Here is a 21,907-nt window from a genome sequence, read left to right as displayed (position 1 = left end):
GCAGGGGCAAGGCGCATGCAGCTTACCTCTTTCCGGCAAGCGGCTACAACCGGTGGATCGTCACGCCCGGGCAGGCGCTCCGCGCAATGTCGCAAAGGTGCTCGTGGTGGGTCAGATAGATCACCTGTCCGACATCGGCCATTTCCGCCATCAGCTCGAAGGCGCGGCCGGCGCGGCCGTCGTCGAAGGTCTCCATGATATCGTCGGCGATGAAGGGCAGCGTTTCCCGCGTCGCCGCGACCTCGTGGTAGCCGGCGATCCTGAGCGCGAGATAGAGCTGGAAGCGCGTGCCCTTGGAAAGATCGCGGGCGAGCTTCGATCCGCCGGCGGCGGTATTTGCTATGAGGAATTCCTGGCCCTTGTCGGCTTGCGTCGAGAGACCGGAATATTCGCCGCCGCTGATATGCATGAAGGTTCGCGAGGCGCGTTGCATCATGGCGCTGCGGTGGCGCTCGCGAAACAGCCTGAGCGCCTGTTCGGCGGCGATCACGCCCGCGCGCAGCCGGAGATAGCCGATCGCCTTGTTCTCGATGTCGAGAAGCAGCGTGCGGCGCCGCTGTTCGAGCTCCGCCACCCGGTCGCCGCCCTCGACGGCGGCAAGCGCCCTCTCCCGGGTCCTGACATCGGCGTGCAGCTCGCTGACATCCCGGTCGGCCGCCTCGATCGCCTCCTCCAGCCGCGCCAGTTCCAGCCCGAGTTCCCGGTCGTCGAGCTCGGCGAGCAGCGCTTCGGCCTCGGCGGCGCTCGCGACGCCGAGCCGCGCGGCCAGATCGCTTTCCATTTCCGAGCATCGCTGTCGCAGCCGCTGCGCTTCGCGGGTGGCTTCCAGGCAGGCGGCCGCTTCGTCGAGAGTCCCGCAGCCGAAGAAGTCGAGGACCCTCTGCCTGTTGGCGCCGTGAAGTCGCTCCTCGGCGCGCAGCGAGTCGAGGCTCTCCTCCATGCGCTCGATATTGCCTTGAAGCGCCAGACGGCGCTCCTCCTTCTGAAGTGCGGCGGCAACGCGGTCGCGCACCGCGGAAAAGAGCGTGAGGACATCGCCGGCCCGTTCTTCGCCCAGTGCGGCGGCCACGCCGACGACGTTTTCCGTGAAGGCCGCCTGATCCCTGCGCATCCCCGCCACGCGATGATCGAGCTCCGCTTTCTTCTGCATCAGCTTGTCGAGGTTCTGAAGCACGGCGAGCACGGGACCGATTTCCTGCGGCAGCGGGCGCTCCACCTGCCGGGAAAGCCACGTGCCGGCGAGCGCCTCGTCCCATTCCCCGCACCAGGATGCCATCGCAGCCTCCGCGGCCGCAAAAGCAGCCCGTCGCTTTTCGAGCGCCTCCGAGGCGCGTTGGAGCTGCGCCACGGCATTCCGGAAAGCAGTGGATGCGGCCTCCGCTCGGGAGGAGACAAGTTCCGCTACCGCGAGCAAGGCGTCGAGGCGCTCCGGCAGCGCATCGGTCATCCCGAGCCGCGCCAGCTCCGCCCGAAGACTGCAGACCGCCGCCTTCTCTTCGGCGACCGCCCGGTCGCGCTCCTTCAGCGCAGTGCGAAGTTCCATGCGCAATTCGAGCGCGGATGCGCGGGCGGCAAGCCACGCCTCCAACTGGGGCAGCCCCGTTATGCAAGGCAAGCCACAGGCGCGTGCGGCGGCGCCGATCTCGGCGTTCAGCCTCTGCCGCCGCTCCTCCGCGGCTTTCCTTTGCATGTCCAGCGACTGCAGGCGGGCGCGCCGCTCGGTCACGGCCAGCGTCAGGTTGCGTATCTCGGCCACGCGCTCCGCCTGGGCAAGCCGAAGCGCCGTGGTTGCATCATGCTCGTGCAGTGCCGTCTCGAATGCGATCGCCGTCTGCTCGTCCAGACCGGCACGATGCCGCTGCCAGGCAGTATTGCGGCGGCGCCTCAGTTCGCAAACGGTCGCGTCGTCCACGACGCCGCCATTGGCCGCAATGGCGGCAAGGCGCGCCTCGTCTCCGGCCTGGCGTTCGCTTTCGTCGGCGATCCTGTCGCCGAGGCGCAAGCGCCGCTCCGCCTCGGCGTGGTCCTCGGCCCGCCACGCTTCCACGACGGGCGGTGCCGGAGCGGGAAGCGCGGCCAGATCGTCGATCGTGCCGGCGAAAGGCCGCAATTCATCCAGCCGGTCGCATATGGCGGCATCGATCCGGTCGATCTCCCTTGCCGATGACTGCTGGCGCAAAAGGCAGTCGCTCTGCCGGAGGAGATGCACGCGTTCGGCGAGGAACGCCGGGTCGGCCGTCCCCTCCTTCAGCCGGGCAACTTCGCGCTCGGCGTCGCCGTGGTTCCCTTCCGCGGTTTCCATCTCCTCTCGCGCCGCTGCCAGCCTTTCCGAAAGGCTTGCGTGCCGGCGCACCAGATCCTGCAGTCGGACGGCGCGCGCCGCCGGCAGCAGGAGCGAGGCCAGGTCGGGATTGCCCGCCTCGCCGAGGCGGATCAGACAGGCATCGATCTCGGCGGCCGTCTTCGCCAGTTCCTCCAGACGAGCCGGCATGTCGCGGTCCGCCGTGAGATAGCGGGCTTCGAGTGCGCTTTCGCGCAGAGCCCCGAACCGTTCCGCGATCGCCAGCGCCTGCTCGTCGCGAGGCAGCCCGGCAAGCTCTTCGCGCCGCCGGGTGAGTTCCTCGTGCAATTGCCGGAGCCGCGCCGCGATTTCCGCATCGCTGCGGCGAAGAACCGGCAATTCCTCCTGCCACTCGGCCGGCGGCACCGGCAACGGGTCCCGCCCGGCAAGCTCCTGCCGAACGCCGCGAAGCCGCGCGAGAAGCGGCAGGGCGTCGCGCTGAGCCCGCATCCGGTCCCGGTCGGCACGCAACTCGTTGCGCTGTCTCGCCGCTGCCTCGTGGCGTGCGCGCATGCTCGCCAGGGCCTTGCGGAGTGCTGCATATTCGCGTGCATTCACGTCGACCGCGTTCCGCTCCGCCTTCAGCGCGTCGAGCTCCGCCTTCAGTTCGGCGAGCTGGTGCTTGCGCGCCTGCGGGCGGAAGAAAGAATCCGCTTCGGCTCGAAGCCCGGCAAGCACGGCGGCGCTGTCCGGCAAACCGGAACTCGCGGAAAACAGGAGAGACCCCAGCTCGCCCTCGCTCTTCAGTATGGCTTCCCCGCCCTCTTCGATGCTGTCGTCGTCGAGCGAGAACATCGTGCTGTAGGTTGCCCGGTCGATCGAGCCGAGGGCTGTGGAAAACAGGCCATCGGGCAGCGGCTGCTCGTCGGGGCCGATCAGGCTGTTGGCGTTGCGCTTGATGCGGTAGGCGTGATGCAGGCGGTTACCGGCCGCGACGATGCCGCCGATCCGCATCGTCTGATAGGGATGCAGGAAGCCGTAGGGGCTCGAACGTTCGATGCCGAACACGAGATCGAGGAAGCCGGAAAAGAGGGTCGACTTGCCGGCTTCGTTCGGGCCGTAGATGAGGTGAAAATCCGGCTCGCCCAGTCTCGCCTCGCCGAAATCGAGATGCCGCTCCGTGAATTTTCCGTAGCGGACGAGCTCCAGTCGCTGAAGCCGCATCAGTCGATGCCTCCGGCGCCGGCACGGCCGTGAAGATGCGCCAGCACATCCGCACTCCCCGCAAGTGCTGCCTCCAGCGCCAGCCGCTCCAGCGCCTCCTCGTCGCTCGCCAGCACATGCCTGAGTTCAGGCGGCAATTGCTGCAGGAGCTCCTTGGCAACTGCGCTCAGCTCGCCGCGAAAGCCGAAGGAGGGCAGAACGTCGTTTTCGACGAGTGCCGCCAGTTCGCCGACCGGGTCGGCCGCACTTTGCTCCGCATTGCCGATTGCCTGGCAGCTCAGTTCCGTCTTCTCGATCCAGCATCCGCCGATCCCGGCCGCGATGTTGACGATCTCCGCTTCCAGGAGATCCGCGTCGCGCCTGAGGCGCCAGGCAAGCGGCGTCGCGCCGTTCAGCGTCAAGCGCAGGATCAGATTGTCCGCCGCCATGTTCTTTCGAAGGTGGATCAATTCACGGCCCACCGCATCCAGCATGTCGCGCCAGTCCGCAATCCCGCTCACGTCGATCTCATGTCGCTCGAACGCGGCGGTGCCGGTCGGCCGGTCATCCAGCGCAACCAGCCCCTCATCGTCGATCGTCACGATCGTGACGCCCTTCGTCCCCGCTTCGTTGATGTCTCGGCCCTGCGGCATGCCGGGCATGACGATTGAGGGCTTTTCGCAGTGCACCTGCCGCTGATGGACATGACCGAGCGCCCAATAATCGAAACCGTGCCGCTGAAGCTCGGCGACGCTGCAGGGCGCGTAAGGGTCGTGGGCCGCGGATCCGGAGAGGCTGGTATGCAGCATGCCGATATTGATGCCGCCGGCGACCGGCGGATGGAACTGGGGCAGCAGGCTTTCCGGCGCGTGCGGATCGGCAAAGCTCACGCCGTGGATGTGCACCGTGCGGCCGTTCGCAAGCGTCTTGACATGAACCGCCCTGCTCCGGCCGGCAAATACATGCACCGAAGACGGCAGGGTGAGTTCGCGCGTCACCTGCGACTGGGAATCGTGATTGCCGCGAATGATGAACGTCCGGATGCCGGCCTCGTCGAGCCGCCGAAGCTCGGCCGCCAGGAAGAGCGCCGTGTTCATCGAGGTCTGGCTGCCGTCATAGAGATCGCCCGCGATCAAAAGCGCATCGACGCTTTCGGCAATGCAGAGGTCGACGATGCGGACGAGCGCATCGCGCGTCGCGCTTCGAACGAGGCCGGCAAGCTCCGCATTCCGGAGTGCCAGGCTGCGCAAGGGCGAATCGAGATGGAGGTCTGCGGTGTGAACAAATCTGAAGGGCATGGCCGGGCGGACCATGACCCGGCGCCGCCGCTTTCGTCAATGGCAGCAGGACCGGGTATCCACGGAATGCTTGAACGCGGGCAGCGTTACGACGCGCCGGCGACAACTCTTCGCTTCGCAAACAACGGCATCGCGACGAGGGAGCGTTTCTTGTCGCCGCCGGTCATTCCCAAGTTTTAGGTGGTTTTGGTCGACAAATGCGGCAATTGTGACTATCAATAATGTCACTGCCATTTCACATGGCCCCTCATAATAACTCATAAGGTCATGAAGAAGACATTCGAGGTTTCCGATAAGCTGTTCGAGCTCTACCATCGCGTTCATCGTCTGGTGAACGAGTCCATGACGGAGGAAGGCGTATCGCTTGCCAGGAGCAAGTTCCTGTTCTTCCTGAGCAAGCTCGGACCCTGTCGGTCTACCGACATAGCCTGTGCGCTGAATTTCGCTCCGCGAACAGTGACCGAGGCGATCGACGGACTGGAACGCGACCGTCTGGTCATGAGAAAACCCGACCCCGAGGATCGCCGCGCAAAGATCGTCTCCATAACAGAGACCGGCCGGGCCGTTCTTCAGGCTGCAGAACATCCGCGCAAGCAGCTCATCGAAGAGATCTTTTCGGCGCTCGATGACGAGCAACTGGACCAGTTGTACGATATCGTCAGCAAACTCGTCGAGAAAACCGACGATATCCGCAAGCGCAAGGAAGAAGCGGAAGCGACTGAGATTGCCGTCGCGCGCTGAACGCCGTTCAGGAATCAGGAGGCCGGGACATCATGTCCCGGCCTCCTTCGTTTTCTCCGTATCGTACGCTTACATGGCGTCCATCGCGCCTATGGAGAAGAACAGCGTTTCGCCGGAGGAGTCGTCGACGCCGTCATTGTCGGTGACGACATAGCCGTTGCCGGCCGCGTCGATTGCAAAGCCTTCGACCTTGTCGACGACATAGCCGTTCAGCGACTGCAGGTCCGGAATGAGGTCGCGCACCTCTTCCTTGTTCACGACAGGCAGTGCCCCGCCGAGTGCCGCGGGTTTCAGGTCCGCAAGCGCGACGCGGTAGAGCTTCTTGAGCTTGGCGGCTTCGCCGACCAGATTGTCACGCTCGACGATATAGGCGTAGGCTCCATGAACGGAAATTTCCGACAGGCCGACCCAGCCTTCCTCCGCCTTTTCAAGCGGATAGCGCACGGCGCCCCATTCCTTGCTCGACGGCTTGTAGGAGACGAGCTTGACGAAGCCCTTCTCGTCATCCTTCCATTCGCGCTGCACAGCCATCCAGAGAACCTGATCGTCCCCTTCGCCCACGACCGCTATGCCTTCGAAGCCGTAGCGGATCTCGCTGGCGCGCAACTCCTCCGGTAGTGCGATCTCCTGCTTGATCTCGCCCTTCTTGTTCACATGCAGCAGCGCATGGCTGTAGAGCTTGTCGGAGTTGCCTTCCGAAGCGAGCCAGAAGCCGCCTTCGCCGTCATTGGCGATGCCTTCGACGTCGAGCTTCTGGGCGGGAGCGCCGTCACGGGTGACCGGCAGGGCTTCCGTGATCAAAGCGGGCTTCTGCGTAGCGTCGATCGTGAAGATGGTCGGCTGCGACGAGTAGACTGAATCATTGACCGCATGCAGGAAGCCGGGCTTGTCGGCAGCGGCAAGGCCGGAAAGCGCCCCGAAGCCGATGGGCAGCCCGTCCTTCTCCACGGAACGGATCTGCGGATAGGCAGCCTCCCCTTCCCCGCGCTCGTAGATCATGACATGCGCCCGCGCCCCGCCGTCTTCGACGAGATCGACCTCGTTGGCGGTCGCAAACAGGTTGCGCCCGGGAATGGCGACAGCGCCCTCGGGGGAAACGCCGGAGGGCAGAAGCTGCACGAGCTCCGGTTCGCCGCCCGTATCCTTGTAGACGCCGACGATCGAGGCGCGTTCCGAAAGAACGAAGAAAAGCTTGTCCTCGCCGAATTGCGCCATTTCAAGCCCTTCCGGTTCGACGCCCTTCGCCGAAGAACGCTTTTCCGGATAGTGGCCGATCGACGCGATAGGGTGTTCGAAGGCTGCTCCCGACTCGTAGAGGACCTTCCCGGTCGTGTCGAAGATCGTGAAGCCGCGGCTCCCGCCCTCATAATCGCCCTCATTGGCGACGACCAGGCGATCGTCGTCGAGCCACTTGATCGCATCGGGCTCGCGCTTGCGGCCCGCCTGCTCGCCGGTAAAGGCGATGGAGCCGTCGCGCTTTGTGTCGATACCTTGGAGATCGACCGTGCCCGCAGGGAAATGCGTCTTCACGGTTGCGGACTTACCGTCGATGATGACGATGTGGTTGTTCTCCTGGAGGGTGAGCGCAATCTCGTCCCGGCCGTTGAAGGCTACGAATTCCGGCTCGGGATCGTCGCCGGCGACCTCGGCGAGACCGGTCAGCGTCACATGCTTGATGGTCGCGCAATCGGCCGCCCCGTCCTTCAGCGACAGGATCACGAGATCGCCTGCAGGCATCTGAGGGATCTGCCCGTCATTGACGTCCTCGTCGCGCTCGTTCTCGATCGCGATTGCGGCAAGCGTCCGATCCTTGTTCACGGCCACCGAGTCCGGCTGGCCACCGAGATCGCAGGTGGCATCCACCTCCCTGCCGGCAATGTCGACCACGGCGAGCACGCCGGACGGCTTGGTAAAGCTTTCGCTCGTGTTGACGGCAACGAGCGCTTTGGCACCGGCTACCGCCACCGAAGTCGGCTCCCCGTCGAACGAGACGATACCGCCTGCCTCAGGCGCCCTGGCGTCGGTGATGTCGATGAAACCGATGCGTTTGCCGGGACTGTCGGAATAGATCAGCGTATTGCCGTCTTCGCTTGCGGTGATGATTTCGGCCGATGTCGGGGCGTTCCGCTCGGCTCCCTCGGGCAAATTCGTGGCCACCGCAAAGGATGCGATGCGATTGAATACCTGTTCGGCCTGAACGACCGACGCCGTCGATGCGGCAAGTGCCGCGGCCAATGCCGTGGTGATGGAAATCGCTTTCATCTGTCCCTCCTTGTCGCGGCACGCCGTTGCGCTACCGCGTGCGTCCGAAAACGTCGGACGGGAGGCTTTTGCAACTGTCCTGTAACAGCCGGATGACAGGGAAAGCCGGAATGAAAAGAGGCCCGGATGACCCGGGCCCCAATCAACCTGCCGAATGCCGCCTGGGCGGTATCGCGACAGATGGAACATGAACCAGTAGCGGACGGAGGCACCCGCCGCTCCATCGGTAAATTAGTTGACGGCGTCCTTGAGGCCCTTGCCGGCCGTGAACTTCGGCACGTTGCGTGCCGGGATGTCAACTTCCGCACCCGTCGACGGGTTGCGGCCCTTGCTGGCTTCGCGGCGCGATACGGAGAAATTGCCGAATCCGACGAGGCGGATGTCGCCGCCGTTCTTCAGTTCGCCCTGAATGGTCTCAAAAACTGCATCAACGGCAGAAGACGCATCTGCCTTCGAGAGTCCGGCCTTGTCGGCTACGGCAGCCACGAGCTCATTTTTGTTCATGTTTCCACCCCTTTCATGCTGGTTCGAAACGACTGTCTTCTTAAGGCGGGGCTGCGAAAGCAATGCCCACGTCTTGCCATTCCCAATTGCGCCTAATCCCTTGGAATGCAAGGGTTGCAGCGTGCTTTTACAACAAAAAAGACCGGCAGAACGCCGGTCTTCCTTGTTTTTCTGGCCGAAGGGCGCAAGCGGGACACACTTGTCACCCTATCTGCACTGCCTCAGTGGGCAATCGAAGTGCCCGCTTCGTCCTGCGAATCAACGGACGGCAGGGCGGCCGGCTGGCTTGCCGGGTCCCATTCGATGGGCTCCGGAAGCCGCAGCAACGCGTGCTCGATCACCTCGCCCATCCGCGAAACGGGGATGATTTCGAGGCTGTTCTTGACGTTGTCAGGGATGTCGGCGAGGTCCTTGGCGTTCTCCTCGGGGATCAGCACCTTCTTGATGCCGCCGCGCAGAGCTGCCAGCAACTTCTCCTTCAAACCGCCGATCGGCAGCACGCGTCCACGCAGGGTGATTTCACCGGTCATCGCCACGTCCTTGGAGATGGGGATACCGGTCATCACCGACACGATCGCCGTCGCCATGGCGACACCGGCGGACGGGCCGTCCTTCGGGGTCGCGCCCTCCGGCACGTGGACGTGAATGTCGCGCTTGTCGAACAGCGGGGGCTCGATGCCGAAATCGATCGCGCGCGAGCGGACATAGGATGCCGCCGCCGAAATGGATTCCTTCATCACGTCACGCAGGTTACCGGTAACCGTCATGCGGCCCTTGCCGGGCATCATCACGCCCTCGATCGTCAGCAATTCGCCGCCGACCTCAGTCCAGGCAAGACCGGTGACCACCCCGACCTGATCGTCACGCTCGGCTTCGCCGTGGCGGAAGCGCGGCACACCGAGATAGTCGTGGATGTTCTCGGCCGTCACTTCGACCTTCTTGGTCTTGCCCTTGAGGATCTCCGTCACCGCCTTGCGCGCCAGCTTCATCAGCTCGCGCTCGAAGTTGCGGACGCCCGCTTCTCGCGTGTAGTTCTGGATGACCGCCATAAGAGCGCCATCCGTGACGGAGAACTCGTTCGTCTGGAGCGCATGGTCGCGGATCGCCTTCGGCAGCAGGTGCCGCTTGGCAATCTCCCGCTTTTCGTCTTCGGTATAGCCGGCAATGCGGATGACTTCCATGCGGTCCATCAGCGGCGGCGGAATGTTGAGCGTGTTCGCCGTGGTGATGAACATCACGTTGGAGAGGTCGTATTCCACCTCCAGGTAGTGATCCATGAACGTCGAATTCTGTTCCGGATCGAGCACCTCCAGAAGCGCCGAAGACGGATCGCCACGGAAGTCCTGGCCCATCTTGTCGATCTCGTCGAGCAGGAAGAGCGGGTTGGACTTCTTCGCCTTCTTCATCGACTGGACGACCTTACCCGGCATGGAGCCGATATAGGTCCGGCGATGGCCGCGAATTTCGGCCTCGTCCCGAACGCCGCCCAGCGCCATGCGGATATATTCGCGGCCAGTCGCCTTTGCGATCGACTTGGCGAGCGACGTCTTGCCGACGCCGGGAGGGCCGACGAGGCACAGGATCGGCCCCTTGATCTTGGACGAACGGGCCTGCACCGCCAGGTATTCGACGATACGTTCCTTTACCTTGTCCAGACCGAAGTGATCGGTATCCAGCACCTTTTCGGCATGGTTCAGATCGGTCTTGATCTTCGACTTCTTGCCCCAGGGCAGGCCCAGCAGCCAGTCGAGATAGTTGCGCACGACCGTCGCTTCCGCCGACATCGGGCTCATCTGGCGCAGCTTCTTCAGCTCCGCATCGGCCTTTTCACGGGCTTCCTTGGAGAGCTTGGTCTTGGAGATGCGCTCTTCGAGTTCGGCCATCTCGTCACGGCCGTCCTCGCTGTCGCCGAGCTCCTTCTGAATCGCCTTCATCTGCTCATTCAGGTAGTACTCGCGCTGCGTCTTCTCCATCTGGCGCTTGACGCGCGAACGGATGCGCTTTTCGACCTGAAGAACCGAGATCTCGCCTTCCATGAAGCCGAGCGCCTTTTCGAGGCGCATCTTCACGCTCGTCGTCTCCAGCATTTCCTGCTTTTCGACGATCTTGATCGACAGATGCGATGCGACGGTGTCGGCGAGCTTCGAGTAGTCTTCGATCTGGCTCGCGACGCCGACGACTTCCGGCGAAATCTTCTTGTTGAGCTTCACATAGCTTTCGAATTCGGAAACGACCGAACGGCTCAGCGCCTCGATCTCGACCGGATCCTCGTCCGGTTCGGGCAGCGCATGGGCGACGGCCTCGTAGAAATCGTCACGCGGCGTATAGCGCTCGATCTCGGCACGCGACCGCCCTTCGACCAGCACCTTCACGGTTCCGTCGGGGAGCTTCAGAAGCTGCAGCACGTTCGCAATCGTGCCGACCTTGTAAATGGCGGCGGGTTCCGGATCGTCATCCGTAGCGTTGATCTGGGTCACGAGCATGATCTGCTTGTCGGTACCCATGACCTCTTCGAGTGCACGGATCGACTTCTCCCGGCCGACGAAGAGCGGCACGATCATGTGGGGGAAGACCACGATGTCACGCAGCGGCAGAACCGGATAGGTCGCGCTTTCAGTCGCCGGAGACGTTTTGTTCGTCATATCATTTCCTTTCCGTCCCGAAGTTCGGGCCCGTTTCCGGGAGCCTCTGCGGCACTCCCGGCTGTCACATTTCGTACATGAAAGTGGAGTGCAAGAGAGGCCTTTTCAAGGTACGGCGCAATCCCCGCCTTCATGGATAATCCCCGACCTTTAAGCTCGGATGCTGTTGCAGACCTTGCGACCTGCCCGGATATCGCGGCCTGCAAATACGCATCCATTGAATCTGCGCATCATCGCGTTGTTGCGGCACTTTAGCAACAATCGATTGGTGCGATCACCATGATTTTGAACTGAAACATTCGAGGGAACGGGCCCGAACGGCGGCTGCAGAGCCGTCCTCGAAAATGCCGGTTCCGGACCGCTTCGCCGGCACGATCGCAACGGCGTCACATGAAAAAGCCCCCACGCGGGGGGCTCTTCAAACAATCGTGAGCGGCGAGCGCGCCCGATAAGACGCGCTGCGCTTGAGGCTCAAGCCGAAACGTTGGTCTTCTCCTCGGAACGCTCCGAGTAGATATAGAGCGGCCGCGCCGTTCCCTTGACGACCTCGTCCGAAATGACGACTTCGCGAACGCCTTCCAGCGTCGGCAGTTCGAACATGGTGTCGAGCAGGATCTTCTCCATGATCGAACGCAGGCCGCGTGCGCCGGTCTTGCGGACGATGGCACGGCGGGCGATCTCACGCAGCGCGTCCTCGTGGAAGTTCAGTTCGACGTCTTCCATTTCGAAAAGCCGCTGATACTGCTTCACCAGAGCGTTCTTCGGCTCCGACAGGATCTGGATCAGCGCATCCTCGTCGAGATCCTCGAGCGTCGCCAGAACCGGCAAGCGCCCGATGAATTCCGGGATCAGGCCGAACTTCACCAGATCTTCCGGTTCGAGCTCGCGCAGCACCTCGCCGACGCGCCGGTCTTCCGGAGCGCGCACCGTCGCGCCGAAGCCGATCGACGTCTTCTCGCCGCGGGCGGAGATGATCTTGTCGAGGCCCGCAAAAGCGCCGCCGCAGATGAAGAGGATATTCGTCGTGTCCACCTGCAGGAACTCCTGCTGCGGATGCTTGCGGCCGCCCTGGGGCGGGACCGATGCGACGGTACCTTCCATGATCTTCAGAAGCGCCTGCTGCACGCCCTCGCCCGAAACGTCGCGCGTGATCGACGGGTTGTCGGACTTACGGGAAATCTTGTCGACCTCATCGATGTAGACGATGCCGCGCTGGGCGCGCTCGACGTTGTAATCGGCCGCCTGCAGGAGCTTGAGGATGATGTTCTCGACGTCCTCACCGACATAGCCGGCCTCGGTCAGCGTCGTCGCGTCCGCCATCGTGAAGGGAACGTCGATGATGCGAGCGAGCGTCTGCGCCAGATAGGTCTTGCCGCAGCCGGTCGGCCCGACCAGCATGATGTTCGACTTCGCAAGCTCCACGTCGCTGCTCTTTGCCGCATGGGCTAGGCGCTTGTAGTGGTTATGCACGGCGACCGACAGGATACGCTTGGCCTGTTGCTGGCCGATGACGTATTCGTCGAGGACCTTGATGATCTCCTGCGGCGTCGGAACGCCGTCGCGGGACTTGACCATCGAGGTCTTGTTCTCTTCGCGGATGATGTCCATGCAGAGTTCGACGCATTCATCGCAGATGAACACGGTCGGTCCGGCAATCAGCTTGCGGACTTCATGCTGGCTCTTGCCGCAAAACGAACAATAGAGAGTATTCTTCGAGTCACCGCCGTTGCTACCGCTGACCTTGCTCATTTCCACTTCCTTCCAGCACGCCGGACACCTTCGGAAAGATATCACGGACACTCAGTTCGCCTTGCACGTCGGCTCCAGGCGCCGCCCAAGGCTCTTGGGAGTACTCACCGTCCCGGGCGGAGGCCCGATCACCGGTTGCAACGACTCTCCCCATCAAATCCGAATGCTATGCTCCTTGTTCCAACATAGCATTAAGGATTCATATTAACGGCTTTGCCCCTTGGATAAAGCCCCTTCGCCATTACAAATGTGTCACAATTACATCTGTGGCGACACAAAAGCCCGTGTTCGAACCTATTCCATGCCCTCGACCGCATCGCGCGACGTGATCACCTTGTCGATCAAACCCCAGTCGAGCGCCTCGTCCGCACTCATGAAATGATCGCGGTCGAGCGTCTGCTCGACTTCTTCGTAGGTGCGGCCGCAATGCTTGACGTAAACCTCGTTCAACCGGCGCTTCATCTTGAGAATGTCGCGTGCATGCCGTTCGATGTCGGACGCCTGACCCTGGAACCCGCCGGAGGGCTGGTGGACCATTATCCGCGAATTGGGCGTTGCGAAGCGCATGTCCTTGTGACCGGCGGCAAGCAGCAGCGAGCCCATCGACGCCGCCTGACCGATGCAGAGCGTCGAGACCGCCGGCTTGATGAACTGCATGGTGTCGTAGATCGCCATGCCCGCTGTCACGACACCGCCCGGAGAGTTGATGTAGAGAGCGACTTCCTTCTTCGGGTTTTCCGCCTCGAGGAACAGCAACTGTGCGCAGACCAGCGTCGCCATGTGGTCTTCGACAGGCCCCGTCAGGAAGATGATGCGCTCCTTGAGCAGTCGCGAATAGATATCGTAGGATCGCTCGCCGCGATTGGTCTGCTCAACAACCATCGGCACCAGCGCCATGGCCGTATCAACTGGATTTCTCATATCGAACCTTCATCAATCGGGACCGCATCCCTTCGCGGACCGGAATCATCGGATAAGCCTCAGACCTTACATAGAGTGTCAATGCCCTTCACTTCAAGACGCGAACATTCGATAAACTGAATAGTCGCAGGCCCGGGGTCCAGACCTTTTTATCGGCGTGGCGGATTGGCGGTAGAACAATTTTCCAATTCTTGATGCCGTCGCGCATGCCCCCGGGCGCCTTCCTCACAGGCATTCGCAGGAGCGCGGTAAACGACTGGTAAATTCCGACGCGTTTCAAAGCTGGGACTCCAACGGCAGAAAGCGGATCACGCCGGCGATAAGCCGGCGGAGGATGCTTGCGTCCGGCTCGCGCCGCAGCAGCCGCAGGGAGCCGTTCGTCCGGTCCCGCCACGCGGGCCGGCCGTCCTTAAGCATAAGGCGATAGCTTCGCTCCGGCGCCGTTTCCTCGTCGAAGATCGACTGAAGCTCGGCGGCGAGCGCCTCGTCGGAGAAGACGATGCCCATCTCGGTGTTGAGCGACGCGGAACGCGGATCGAAATTCATGGAGCCAACATAGCCGCACAGGCCGTCGACGACGAAGGCCTTGGTGTGGAGGCTCGCGTTTCGCGCTCCGAACAGCGACATACGGTGACGATCGAAGAAATCGCCGCGCTCCTTGAGCTCGTAAAGCTCGACACCGCCGTCAAGCAGGCCTTTGCGATACTTCACGTAGCCGCCATGCACCGCCGCGACGTCGGTTGCGGCAAGCGAATTCGTCAGCACCGCCACCCTAGCGCCCTTTCCCGCGAGCAGCGCCAGCACGCGCGTCCCCGCTGCGCCGGGGACGAAGTAAGGCGAGATGATCCGCAGATCACGCCTGGCGCCCTTGATCAGCGGGAACAGTTCGCGCAACAGCCAGTTCTGCCGCTTCTGCATCAGCGCCTTTTCCGGCGGGTCGAACGCCATGCGCATATCCGCGCTGCGATGGAGGGTCCGGCTCCCCCAATAGGGGCCGGGACCCGCGTCTGCGACCCTTTCGAGGTAGAAGCGCGCGGCCGCCGTGCACGCCAGCGCGTCCAGCGCCTCTCTCAGCGCCGGAAGGTACTGCTTGCGCGGCGTCCTGAGCGCGGCGATCGGCAGCACCGACGTGCTGTTCCAGTAGAGATCGAACATGGCCGTCGCCTGGTCGACGACCGGCCCCGCCATCCAGACGTCGAGGTCACGGAAGTTCGACAGTTCGGCCGCGTCGAAATAGGCATCGCCGATATTGCGCCCACCGGATATCGCCAGCCGGCCATCGGCGACCCACAGCTTGTTGTGCATCCGGCGCGTCGCACTGAAGGCCCGTATCGCCATTTCGAACCCGCGGCGGAAGCGGTCCGTTCGTGCCCGGCTTGGATTGAAGAGCCGTACGTCGACATTCGGATGTGCGTCGAGCGAAATGCAGAGACGGTCATGGATGCCCGCATTGATATCATCGAGCAGCAGGCGGACGCGAACGCCGCGGTCGGCCGCCCGGATGATCTCGCGCGTCAGCAGAAACCCCGTCAGGTCGTCCTTCCAGTAGTAGTATTGCAGGTCCAGGCTGCGCCCCGCCCGGCGGGCCGAAAGCGCCCGCGCAACGAAGGCTTCGATGTTATCGGAAATGAGCGCGACCACGCTCTCGCCGGGTTGGGCGGCACCCAGCAGCGGGCCGAGATGCAGATCGATGCGCGTCTCGTCTCCGCCGATGGGGAGCGCGAATGATGGTTCGATCCGCGGCCTGCGACCAAACCAGCCGTAAACGTAGAGGACCGCGACCAGGAAGAGCCCGCAGAGCGCTACGAGAAAAAGTGCAATCCACGACAACATCAGACGCTGCCCTGCCGCAAGTTTCACCGGAGCCGATCAAGGATGAAACATGCGGAAACCAAAGTACGACGGCGACCACTGCGCCCTCCATGGCGCGTGCGACACCGCTATCCCTGCCCCGCATCGGCCAATCGGGCTTCCTCACCTTCGGGGCCGTCCTTCTGGACGACCTTGAGATCGATCGAGGCCTTGACGGGCAGATGGTCCGAAGCCACTCGCGCCAGGGGCGTGTCGTGCACGGCCACCGAGGTTACGAGATGATGCGGATTGCCGAGCACCCGGTCGAGCGGCAGCAGCGGAAAACGCGAGGGGAAGCTGGCAACGGCTGAATGCGACGGGTCGAATATAGGACTGAGGAAGCTGAGCGAGGAGCGTTTGCCCATGCGCCATTCGTTGAGGTCGCCGATCAGCAGCGTCGGACGGCCGGCGCCGTCCGCCGTCGCCTTCAAAAGCGATTCCGCCTGGCGCGCCCGGGAATGACGCAGCAGGCCAAGGTGGGCGGCGATCACCCGCAAGGGACCCGCCTTCAGGTCGAGATCGACGACGAGGGCGCCGCGCGGCTCGACGCCCGGCAATTTCAGCTGCCGCACGTCGGAAACCGCGCCCTCACGGATAAGCAGGACGTTGCCATGCCATCCGTGGCCCTTCTCGCTGAAAGGCGAGATCGGAACGGAGACAAGATGCGCCTCACGGCGCAGGTGCTCGAGATCGAGGAGCCCCGCGCGCTCGCCGAATCTCTGGTCGGCCTCCTGAAGCGCGACGATATCCGCACCGATCTCGGCGATGACCTGCGCAATTCGCGGCGGGTCGAAGCGCCCGTCGGTGCCCACGCATTTGTGGATATTATAGGAAGCGATCACGATGTCGCCGCGGTTCACGGCGGCATCACGGTTGACGACCGTCGGCCGCCGCTTTCGTATCGCTGCCATGATGCCCGCGGATAGATTGCCTTGCGTCTTTGCCATGCCGCTCCCTGCTTGCTGCCGCATCATGCTCAAATAGGTCGGGCGGTGCTACCGGAAAAGTAGCTAGCGGCGATGTTGTTCCTTCCGGTGCCGAAGGCACTTGCAGTCAGCCCTCATGGCGCAATAGAGATGCGGATCGCCATCCGATCGCAGCATTCGAAGAGTCGATATCATGTCCATCGCCCCCGGTATCACCATCGACGGCCCCGCCCGGCGCGTCTCCCTGGACGTCCGCAACCCCCGCTTCTTCCGCAATCCGCTGCCGGCCTACGCGGCGCTTCATGCGCAATGTCCGGCCTTTTTCTGGGAGGAGCCGCAGCAGTGGTTCTTTGCGGGCTACGAGCAGGTGAACAGTCTATTGCGCGACCGGCGCTTCGGCCGGCAGATCCTGCATGTCGCCACCCGGGAAGAACTCGGCATGCCGGAACCGAAACCGCATCTGAAGGCTTTCGATGCGCTGGAGGAACACTCGCTGCTCGAACTGGAGCCGCCGGCCCATACGCGGCTGCGCACGCTCGTCAATCGCGCCTTCGTCTCCCGTCAGATCGAACAGCTCAGGCCGGAAATCGAGGCGCTCTCGCATGCGGTGATCGACGGCTTCGAGAAGGATGGCCAGACCGAGCTGTTGAAGACCTATGCCGAGACGATCCCGGTCACCATCATCGCGCGGATGCTCGGCATCCCGGTCGAAGCGGCGCCGCGTCTGCTCGACTGGTCGCACCGCATGGTGAAGATGTACGTGTTCAATCCCAGCCTGGAAACGGAGTTCGACGCCAACCAAGCATCGGCGGAGTTCGCCGACTACCTGAAGGGAATCATAGCGGAGAAGCGGGCAAACCCCGCCGACGACCTGCTCACGCATATGATCACCTCGGAGAAAGACGGCGAGCGCCTGTCGGATGCGGAGCTGATTTCGACCACGGTCCTCCTTCTGAATGCGGGCCACGAGGCGACGGTTCATCAGATCGGCAATGCCGTGCACACGATCCTGCAGTCCGGCCTCTCCCCCACCGAGCTTTTTTCGGACGAGAAGACGACGGAGCGCACCGTGGAAGAGTGTCTGCGCTTCGCCGCGCCCTTGCATATCTTTCAGCGCTACGCGCTCATGGATATCGAGCTGGAGGACGGCATCGCCCTCAGGAAGGGGGACAAGATCGGCCTGATGCTGGGGGCGGCGAACGTCGATCCGCGCAAATTCTCCTCTCCCGATACGTTCAGGCCGGATCGCAACGAAGGCGCCAACGTCTCGTTCGGCGCCGGCCTGCATTTCTGCATCGGCGCACCGCTGGCACGGCTGGAGCTGCAGATTTCCCTGCCGATCCTGTTCCGGCGGCTTCCCGGAATGCGGCTCAGGAACGAGCCGCCGGTCAAGGACGCGTTCCACTTTCATGGTCTGGAGCGGCTCGATCTGGTCTGGTGAGCGGCGTCAGACGCGGATCACGTAGTCCTTGCGAGTCGTTTCAACGACTTCCCAGGTTCCCTTGAAGCCGGGTCTCAACACCAGGCTGTCGCCGGCTTCGAGATGAAGGGGCTCCCCGCCCTCTTCGGTCACGATGGAATGACCGGAAAGGATGTGGAAATATTCCCACTCGTCATAGACGATCCGCCACTTGCCGGGCGTGGCTTCCCATATGCCCGCATAGAGCCCGCCGGCCTCCTCGATATTCCAGGTGCGAAATTCCGGATTTCCAGAAATCAGCCTGTCGGGCGCCGGCGCCCCGATCTCAGCCTCGACGCAAGACGGATCGAATTTCAGCATATGGCCCATAAGAAGCCTCCACGTCCTGCCGTGCCTCTCAGGCCTTCCCCAGCGCCTGTTCCAGATCGGCAATGATGTCGGCCACGTCCTCGATGCCGACCGACAACCGGATGACGTCGGGTCCGGCGCCTGCGGCGACCTGCTGCTCCGGCGTGAGCTGCCGGTGCGTGGTCGAGGCGGGGTGGATCACGAGCGAACGCGTGTCGCCGATATTGGCAAGATGGGAGAACATTTCCAGTGCCTCGACAAAGCGCTTTCCCGCCTCGTATCCGCCCGCGAGCCCGAAAGTGAATACGGCTCCCGCCCCCTTCGGCGAGTAGCGCTGCTGCAGCGCGTGGTTCGGATCGCCTTCGAGCCCGGAATAGCGGACCCAGGACACCTTCTCATGCCCCTTCAGCCATTTGGCGACCTCCAGCGCGTTGTCGCAATGGCGCTGCATCCTCAGCGGCAGCGTCTCGACGCCGGTCTGGATAAGGAAGGCGTTGAAGGGCGAAATCGCCGGACCGAAATCCCTCAGACCCAGTACCCGTGCGGCGATGGCGAAGGCGAAGTTGCCGAAGACCTGGTGCAGGACGATGCCGCCATATTCCGGCCTGGGCTCCGACAGCAGCGGATACTTGCCGGATTTCGACCAGTCGAACGTACCGCCGTCGACGATGATCCCGCCCATCGAATTGCCATGACCGCCGATGAACTTGGTGAGCGAATGGACGACGATATCGGCGCCGTGTTCGAGCGGCCGCATCAGATAGGGCGTCGCCATCGTATTGTCGACGATAAGCGGCAGTCCATGCCGCCGCGCGACGTCTGCGATCGCGGCTATATCGACGAAGGTGCCGCCCGGATTGGCGAGGCTTTCGATGAAGATCGCCTTGGTGCGTTCGTCGATCTGCGCATCGAAGCTTTCGGGCTCCGCCGCATCGGCCCAACGGACCTGCCAGTCGAAGGCCTTGAAGGCATGGCCGAACTGATTTGCCGACCCGCCGTAAAGCTGTCTGGCGGAAACGAAATTGTCACCCGGCCTCATGATCGTATGGAAAACCAGCAGCTGGGCCGCATGCCCCGAGGAAACGGCCAGGCCGGCGGTCCCGCCTTCGAGCGCCGCGATCCGCTCCTCCAGTACCGCCTGGGTCGGGTTCATGATGCGGGTATAGATATTGCCGAATTGCTGAAGGCCGAAAAGTGCCGCCGCATGATCCGTATCGTTGAAGACGAAGCTGGTCGTCTGGTAGATCGGCGTCGCCCGCGCGCCGGTCGTCGGGTCCGGCTGGGCCCCGGCGTGGATTGCAAGCGTGCTGAACCCGGGTCCGGATTTCATCGTCGTTCCTCCCTCATTTATTAACGATCAACCGATCAGTCGCGGATATTCGATTGCCGGGCAGCGGTCCATGACGATCTTGATGCCTGCGGCCTCGGCCTTGGCCGCAGCCGCATCGTCGCGGACGGACAGTTGTCCCCAGATAACCTTGGGTAGGGCCGGCAGCGACAGGATCTCGTCGACGAGCGCGGGCAAGGCCGAAGCCGCACGGAAGACGTCGACCATGTCGATTGCCTCCCCTATATCCGCGAGGCGCGCTACAACCGGCTGGTCGAGAATCGCACCGCCCGCATGGCCGGGATTGACCGGAATGACGCGGTATCCCTTGCGCAGAAGAAAGGCCATGACGCGATAGCTCGGCCGCTCCGGCTTCGGCGAAGCGCCGACGAGCGCGATGGTCTTCGTCTCGCGCAGGATGTCGGCAAGATAATAATCCGGGTAGGCATCGTGGTGCATGCTTGTTGTCCGCGCATGTTTATCATGCGGAGCGATAGTTGGCGTGGAGCGGCCGCGAGTCAACCAAGGCACCTTCCCCGGCCATGCATTTGCACCGTTTCGTTGCGATCGATCTGTAATTCCGGTTGCATTTCGGCAAATGCGAGCCCACAACCGGCTTTCCCGCCCAATCACCCCGCCGAGGTTCATCTTGCCGCCGGACGTCATTGCGCTCGTACTTCTCGGAGCGCTGCTGCACGCGACCTGGAACGCGCTCGTCAAGGCCGGCACGGAAAAATCGCTCGACGCCGCCATGGTGTCGCTTGGCGGCGCGGTCGTGGCGCTCCCCTTCCTGCCCTTCCTCCCGATGCCCGGTTCCGAGGCCGTGCCCTACATTCTGGTTTCGGCACTTTTCCAGTTCGCCTATTTCCAGCTGGTCGCAGCCGCTTACCGCGCAGGCGACATCGGGCTGGTCTATCCCTTGATGCGCGGCGTCGCTCCTCTTCTCGTCGCGGCGACGAGCAGCCTCGTCATCGGCGAGAAACTGAGCGGCGGCGCGATGGCCGGCATCATGACGATCTCCGCGGGCGTGCTCACGCTCGCCTTCGAATCCCGCAAGGGCGGCAGGCACGCCATCGTTCTGGCACTGCTCAATGCCTGCGTGATCGCGAGCTATACCTATGTCGACGGGATAGGCGCCCGCATTTCCGGCAATGCCATATCCTACACGCTCTGGATGGCATTGCTGCCGCCGGTCCTGCTCTTCGGCTGGGCCTTCGCGCGGCGCGGCGTCAAGCCGGTCGCGCGGCATGTGAGCCGTCACTGGTGGCGCGGGCTTGTCGGCGGCGCCGGATCGATCGGCTCCTATGGCCTTGCGCTCTGGGCGATGACGAAAGCCCCGGTCGCCACCGTCGCGGCCCTCCGCGAAACGGCGATCCTGTTCGCCGTCGTCATCTCCGTCGTGTTCCTCGGAGAGCGCGTCAGCGCCTGGCGCATCATCGCCGCCTGCATCATTGCGCTCGGTGCCTTGCTCCTCAGGCTCGCCTGAGGCCCAGGACCTAAAGCGCGTCGCGCTCGTTACCATGCATGTCGTTATCCCAAAACCGCTGCACACTTTTGGGCGACATGCACTATTCCTCTTTCCATTCCGGCATGCGCTTGCCGAGAAAGGCACCGATACCTTCCTCGGCATCGCGGGCGAGCATGTTCTCGACCATCACGCCGACAGCGAAGTCGTAGGCGTCGGCAAGCGGCATTTCTGTCTGACGGTAGAAAGCCTCCTTGCCGATCTTCAGCGCCTGCGGCGACTTCGAGGCAATGATCGACGCATATTTGTCGATGACCTGGCGCAGATATTGCCGTGGGACGATGCGGTTGACGAGACCGAACTCCTTCGCTGTCCCGGCATCGATCGTCTCACCGGTCAAAAGCATCTCCATCGCCTGTTTGCGATGGGCGGCGCGCGTCAGGGCGACCATCGGCGTAGAACAGAAAAGGCCGATATTCACGCCGGGGGTGCAGAAGGTCGACGTGTCGGTGCAGATCGCCAGGTCGCAACTGGCGACCAGCTGGCAACCGGCGGCGGTCGCGAGGCCGTCGATTTCGGCGATGACCGCCTGCGGCAGCCTGGTGATCGCCAGCATGACTTCGGCTGCGAGGCGAATCGTTCGCTCGAAGAACGCCCGGCCGCCGTCGGCGTCGGCCCTGTGGGCGGTCATTTCCTTGAGATCGTGGCCGGCGGAGAAGAGCTTCCCGGTCGCCGCGATGACGACGACCTTGATCTCCTTCGAGACGGCCGCTTCTTCGAGTGCCGCCAGCAGTGCTTCCATCAGGGCGATCGAAAGCACATTTGCCGGGGGATTGTTGAGGGTAAGCCGCAGGACCGGGCCATCGAACTCGCGCAGCAAGGGTCCGTTCGACTCTTCTTTCCTGAATGAAACGACGTCCGCCATGGCTCTCTCCCATATCGAAGTTCGTGTCGTGGTACGCCGCCGTC

Annotated in this window: 16 protein-coding genes; 3 read left to right on the top strand and 13 right to left on the bottom strand. The window is 63.1% G+C overall.

What is annotated here, in order from left to right; all coding sequences use genetic code 11:
• Positions 1 to 43: 43 nt before the first annotated feature.
• The gene (locus CN933_RS09570; protein WP_018094840.1) at positions 44 to 3,505 is read right to left on the bottom strand and encodes an ATP-binding protein; all 3,462 of its coding nucleotides are present in this window, start codon (positions 3,503 to 3,505) and stop codon (positions 44 to 46) included.
• Entirely contained in the window at positions 3,505 to 4,797 is a 1,293-nt protein-coding gene (locus CN933_RS09565; protein ID WP_018094839.1) for a metallophosphoesterase family protein, read from the bottom strand. The genes CN933_RS09570 and CN933_RS09565 overlap by 1 nt, the downstream gene beginning before the upstream one ends.
• Positions 4,798 to 5,049: 252 nt before the next feature.
• Here CN933_RS09565 and CN933_RS09560 point away from each other — a divergent pair, with 252 nt between their 5' ends.
• The gene (locus tag CN933_RS09560) at positions 5,050 to 5,523 is read left to right on the top strand and encodes a MarR family winged helix-turn-helix transcriptional regulator (RefSeq protein ID WP_018094837.1); all 474 of its coding nucleotides are present in this window, start codon (positions 5,050 to 5,052) and stop codon (positions 5,521 to 5,523) included.
• A gap of 69 nt (positions 5,524 to 5,592) precedes the next feature.
• On the opposite strand, the gene CN933_RS09555 is transcribed toward CN933_RS09560, so the two are convergent.
• The 7 genes from CN933_RS09555 to CN933_RS09520 all read right to left on the bottom strand — a co-directional run bounded on the left by CN933_RS09555 (position 5,593) and on the right by CN933_RS09520 (position 16,399).
• Positions 5,593 to 7,785 (bottom strand): esterase-like activity of phytase family protein, encoded by a 2,193-nt coding sequence (locus CN933_RS09555; RefSeq protein ID WP_018094836.1) that lies wholly within the window; start codon positions 7,783 to 7,785, stop codon positions 5,593 to 5,595.
• Positions 7,786 to 8,016: 231 nt separating this feature from the next.
• Complete coding sequence (hupB, locus tag CN933_RS09550) at positions 8,017 to 8,289, bottom strand: DNA-binding protein HupB (protein ID WP_003531811.1); 273 nt, start codon at positions 8,287 to 8,289, stop codon at positions 8,017 to 8,019.
• 221 nt (positions 8,290 to 8,510) lie between these two features.
• Entirely contained in the window at positions 8,511 to 10,931 is a 2,421-nt protein-coding gene (gene lon, locus CN933_RS09545; protein WP_018094835.1) for an endopeptidase La, read from the bottom strand.
• 471 nt (positions 10,932 to 11,402) lie between these two features.
• The gene (gene clpX, locus CN933_RS09540; RefSeq protein WP_003531807.1) at positions 11,403 to 12,680 is read right to left on the bottom strand and encodes an ATP-dependent Clp protease ATP-binding subunit ClpX; all 1,278 of its coding nucleotides are present in this window, start codon (positions 12,678 to 12,680) and stop codon (positions 11,403 to 11,405) included.
• Between the two features lie 294 nt (positions 12,681 to 12,974).
• Complete coding sequence (clpP, locus tag CN933_RS09535) at positions 12,975 to 13,601, bottom strand: ATP-dependent Clp endopeptidase proteolytic subunit ClpP (protein WP_003531805.1); 627 nt, start codon at positions 13,599 to 13,601, stop codon at positions 12,975 to 12,977.
• Positions 13,602 to 13,877: 276 nt separating this feature from the next.
• Positions 13,878 to 15,434: a phospholipase D family protein gene (locus tag CN933_RS09525; RefSeq protein ID WP_018094834.1), complete on the bottom strand. Its 1,557-nt coding sequence runs from the start codon at positions 15,432 to 15,434 to the stop codon at positions 13,878 to 13,880.
• Between the two features lie 107 nt (positions 15,435 to 15,541).
• On the bottom strand, positions 15,542 to 16,399 hold the full coding sequence (locus CN933_RS09520; RefSeq protein WP_018094833.1) for an endonuclease/exonuclease/phosphatase family protein: 858 nt from the start codon (positions 16,397 to 16,399) through the stop codon (positions 15,542 to 15,544).
• 172 nt (positions 16,400 to 16,571) lie between these two features.
• On the opposite strand from CN933_RS09520, the gene CN933_RS09515 reads away from it, so the two are divergent.
• Positions 16,572 to 17,819 carry a cytochrome P450 gene (locus tag CN933_RS09515; protein ID WP_018094832.1) on the top strand — a complete coding sequence of 416 codons (1,248 nt, stop codon included), beginning with the start codon at positions 16,572 to 16,574 and terminating at the stop codon, positions 17,817 to 17,819.
• Between the two features lie 6 nt (positions 17,820 to 17,825).
• Here the strand turns inward: CN933_RS09515 and CN933_RS09510 are convergent, their stop codons facing one another.
• The 3 genes from CN933_RS09510 to CN933_RS09500 are packed head-to-tail and all read right to left on the bottom strand — an operon-like array spanning position 17,826 to position 19,932.
• Positions 17,826 to 18,167, bottom strand: a complete 342-nt coding sequence (locus CN933_RS09510; protein WP_018094831.1) for a cupin domain-containing protein — start codon at positions 18,165 to 18,167, stop codon at positions 17,826 to 17,828.
• Positions 18,168 to 18,195: 28 nt separating this feature from the next.
• Entirely contained in the window at positions 18,196 to 19,476 is a 1,281-nt protein-coding gene (locus tag CN933_RS09505; protein ID WP_018094830.1) for an O-acetylhomoserine aminocarboxypropyltransferase, read from the bottom strand.
• A gap of 27 nt (positions 19,477 to 19,503) precedes the next feature.
• Entirely contained in the window at positions 19,504 to 19,932 is a 429-nt protein-coding gene (locus CN933_RS09500; RefSeq protein ID WP_018094829.1) for a CoA-binding protein, read from the bottom strand.
• 190 nt (positions 19,933 to 20,122) lie between these two features.
• Here CN933_RS09500 and CN933_RS09495 point away from each other — a divergent pair, with 190 nt between their 5' ends.
• The gene (locus CN933_RS09495; protein ID WP_018094828.1) at positions 20,123 to 20,959 is read left to right on the top strand and encodes an EamA family transporter; all 837 of its coding nucleotides are present in this window, start codon (positions 20,123 to 20,125) and stop codon (positions 20,957 to 20,959) included.
• A gap of 82 nt (positions 20,960 to 21,041) precedes the next feature.
• Here CN933_RS09495 and CN933_RS09490 read toward each other — a convergent pair whose 3' ends face one another.
• Positions 21,042 to 21,863 (bottom strand): enoyl-CoA hydratase, encoded by an 822-nt coding sequence (locus CN933_RS09490; protein WP_018094827.1) that lies wholly within the window; start codon positions 21,861 to 21,863, stop codon positions 21,042 to 21,044.
• Between the last annotated feature and the right edge of the window lie 44 nt (positions 21,864 to 21,907).

This window comes from Sinorhizobium sp. M4_45, assembly GCF_002885915.1.
GTDB lineage: Bacteria > Pseudomonadota > Alphaproteobacteria > Rhizobiales > Rhizobiaceae > Sinorhizobium > Sinorhizobium meliloti_A.
Note: the sequence above shows the minus strand (reverse complement) of the source record. Positions and strands in the feature narration are given on the sequence as shown.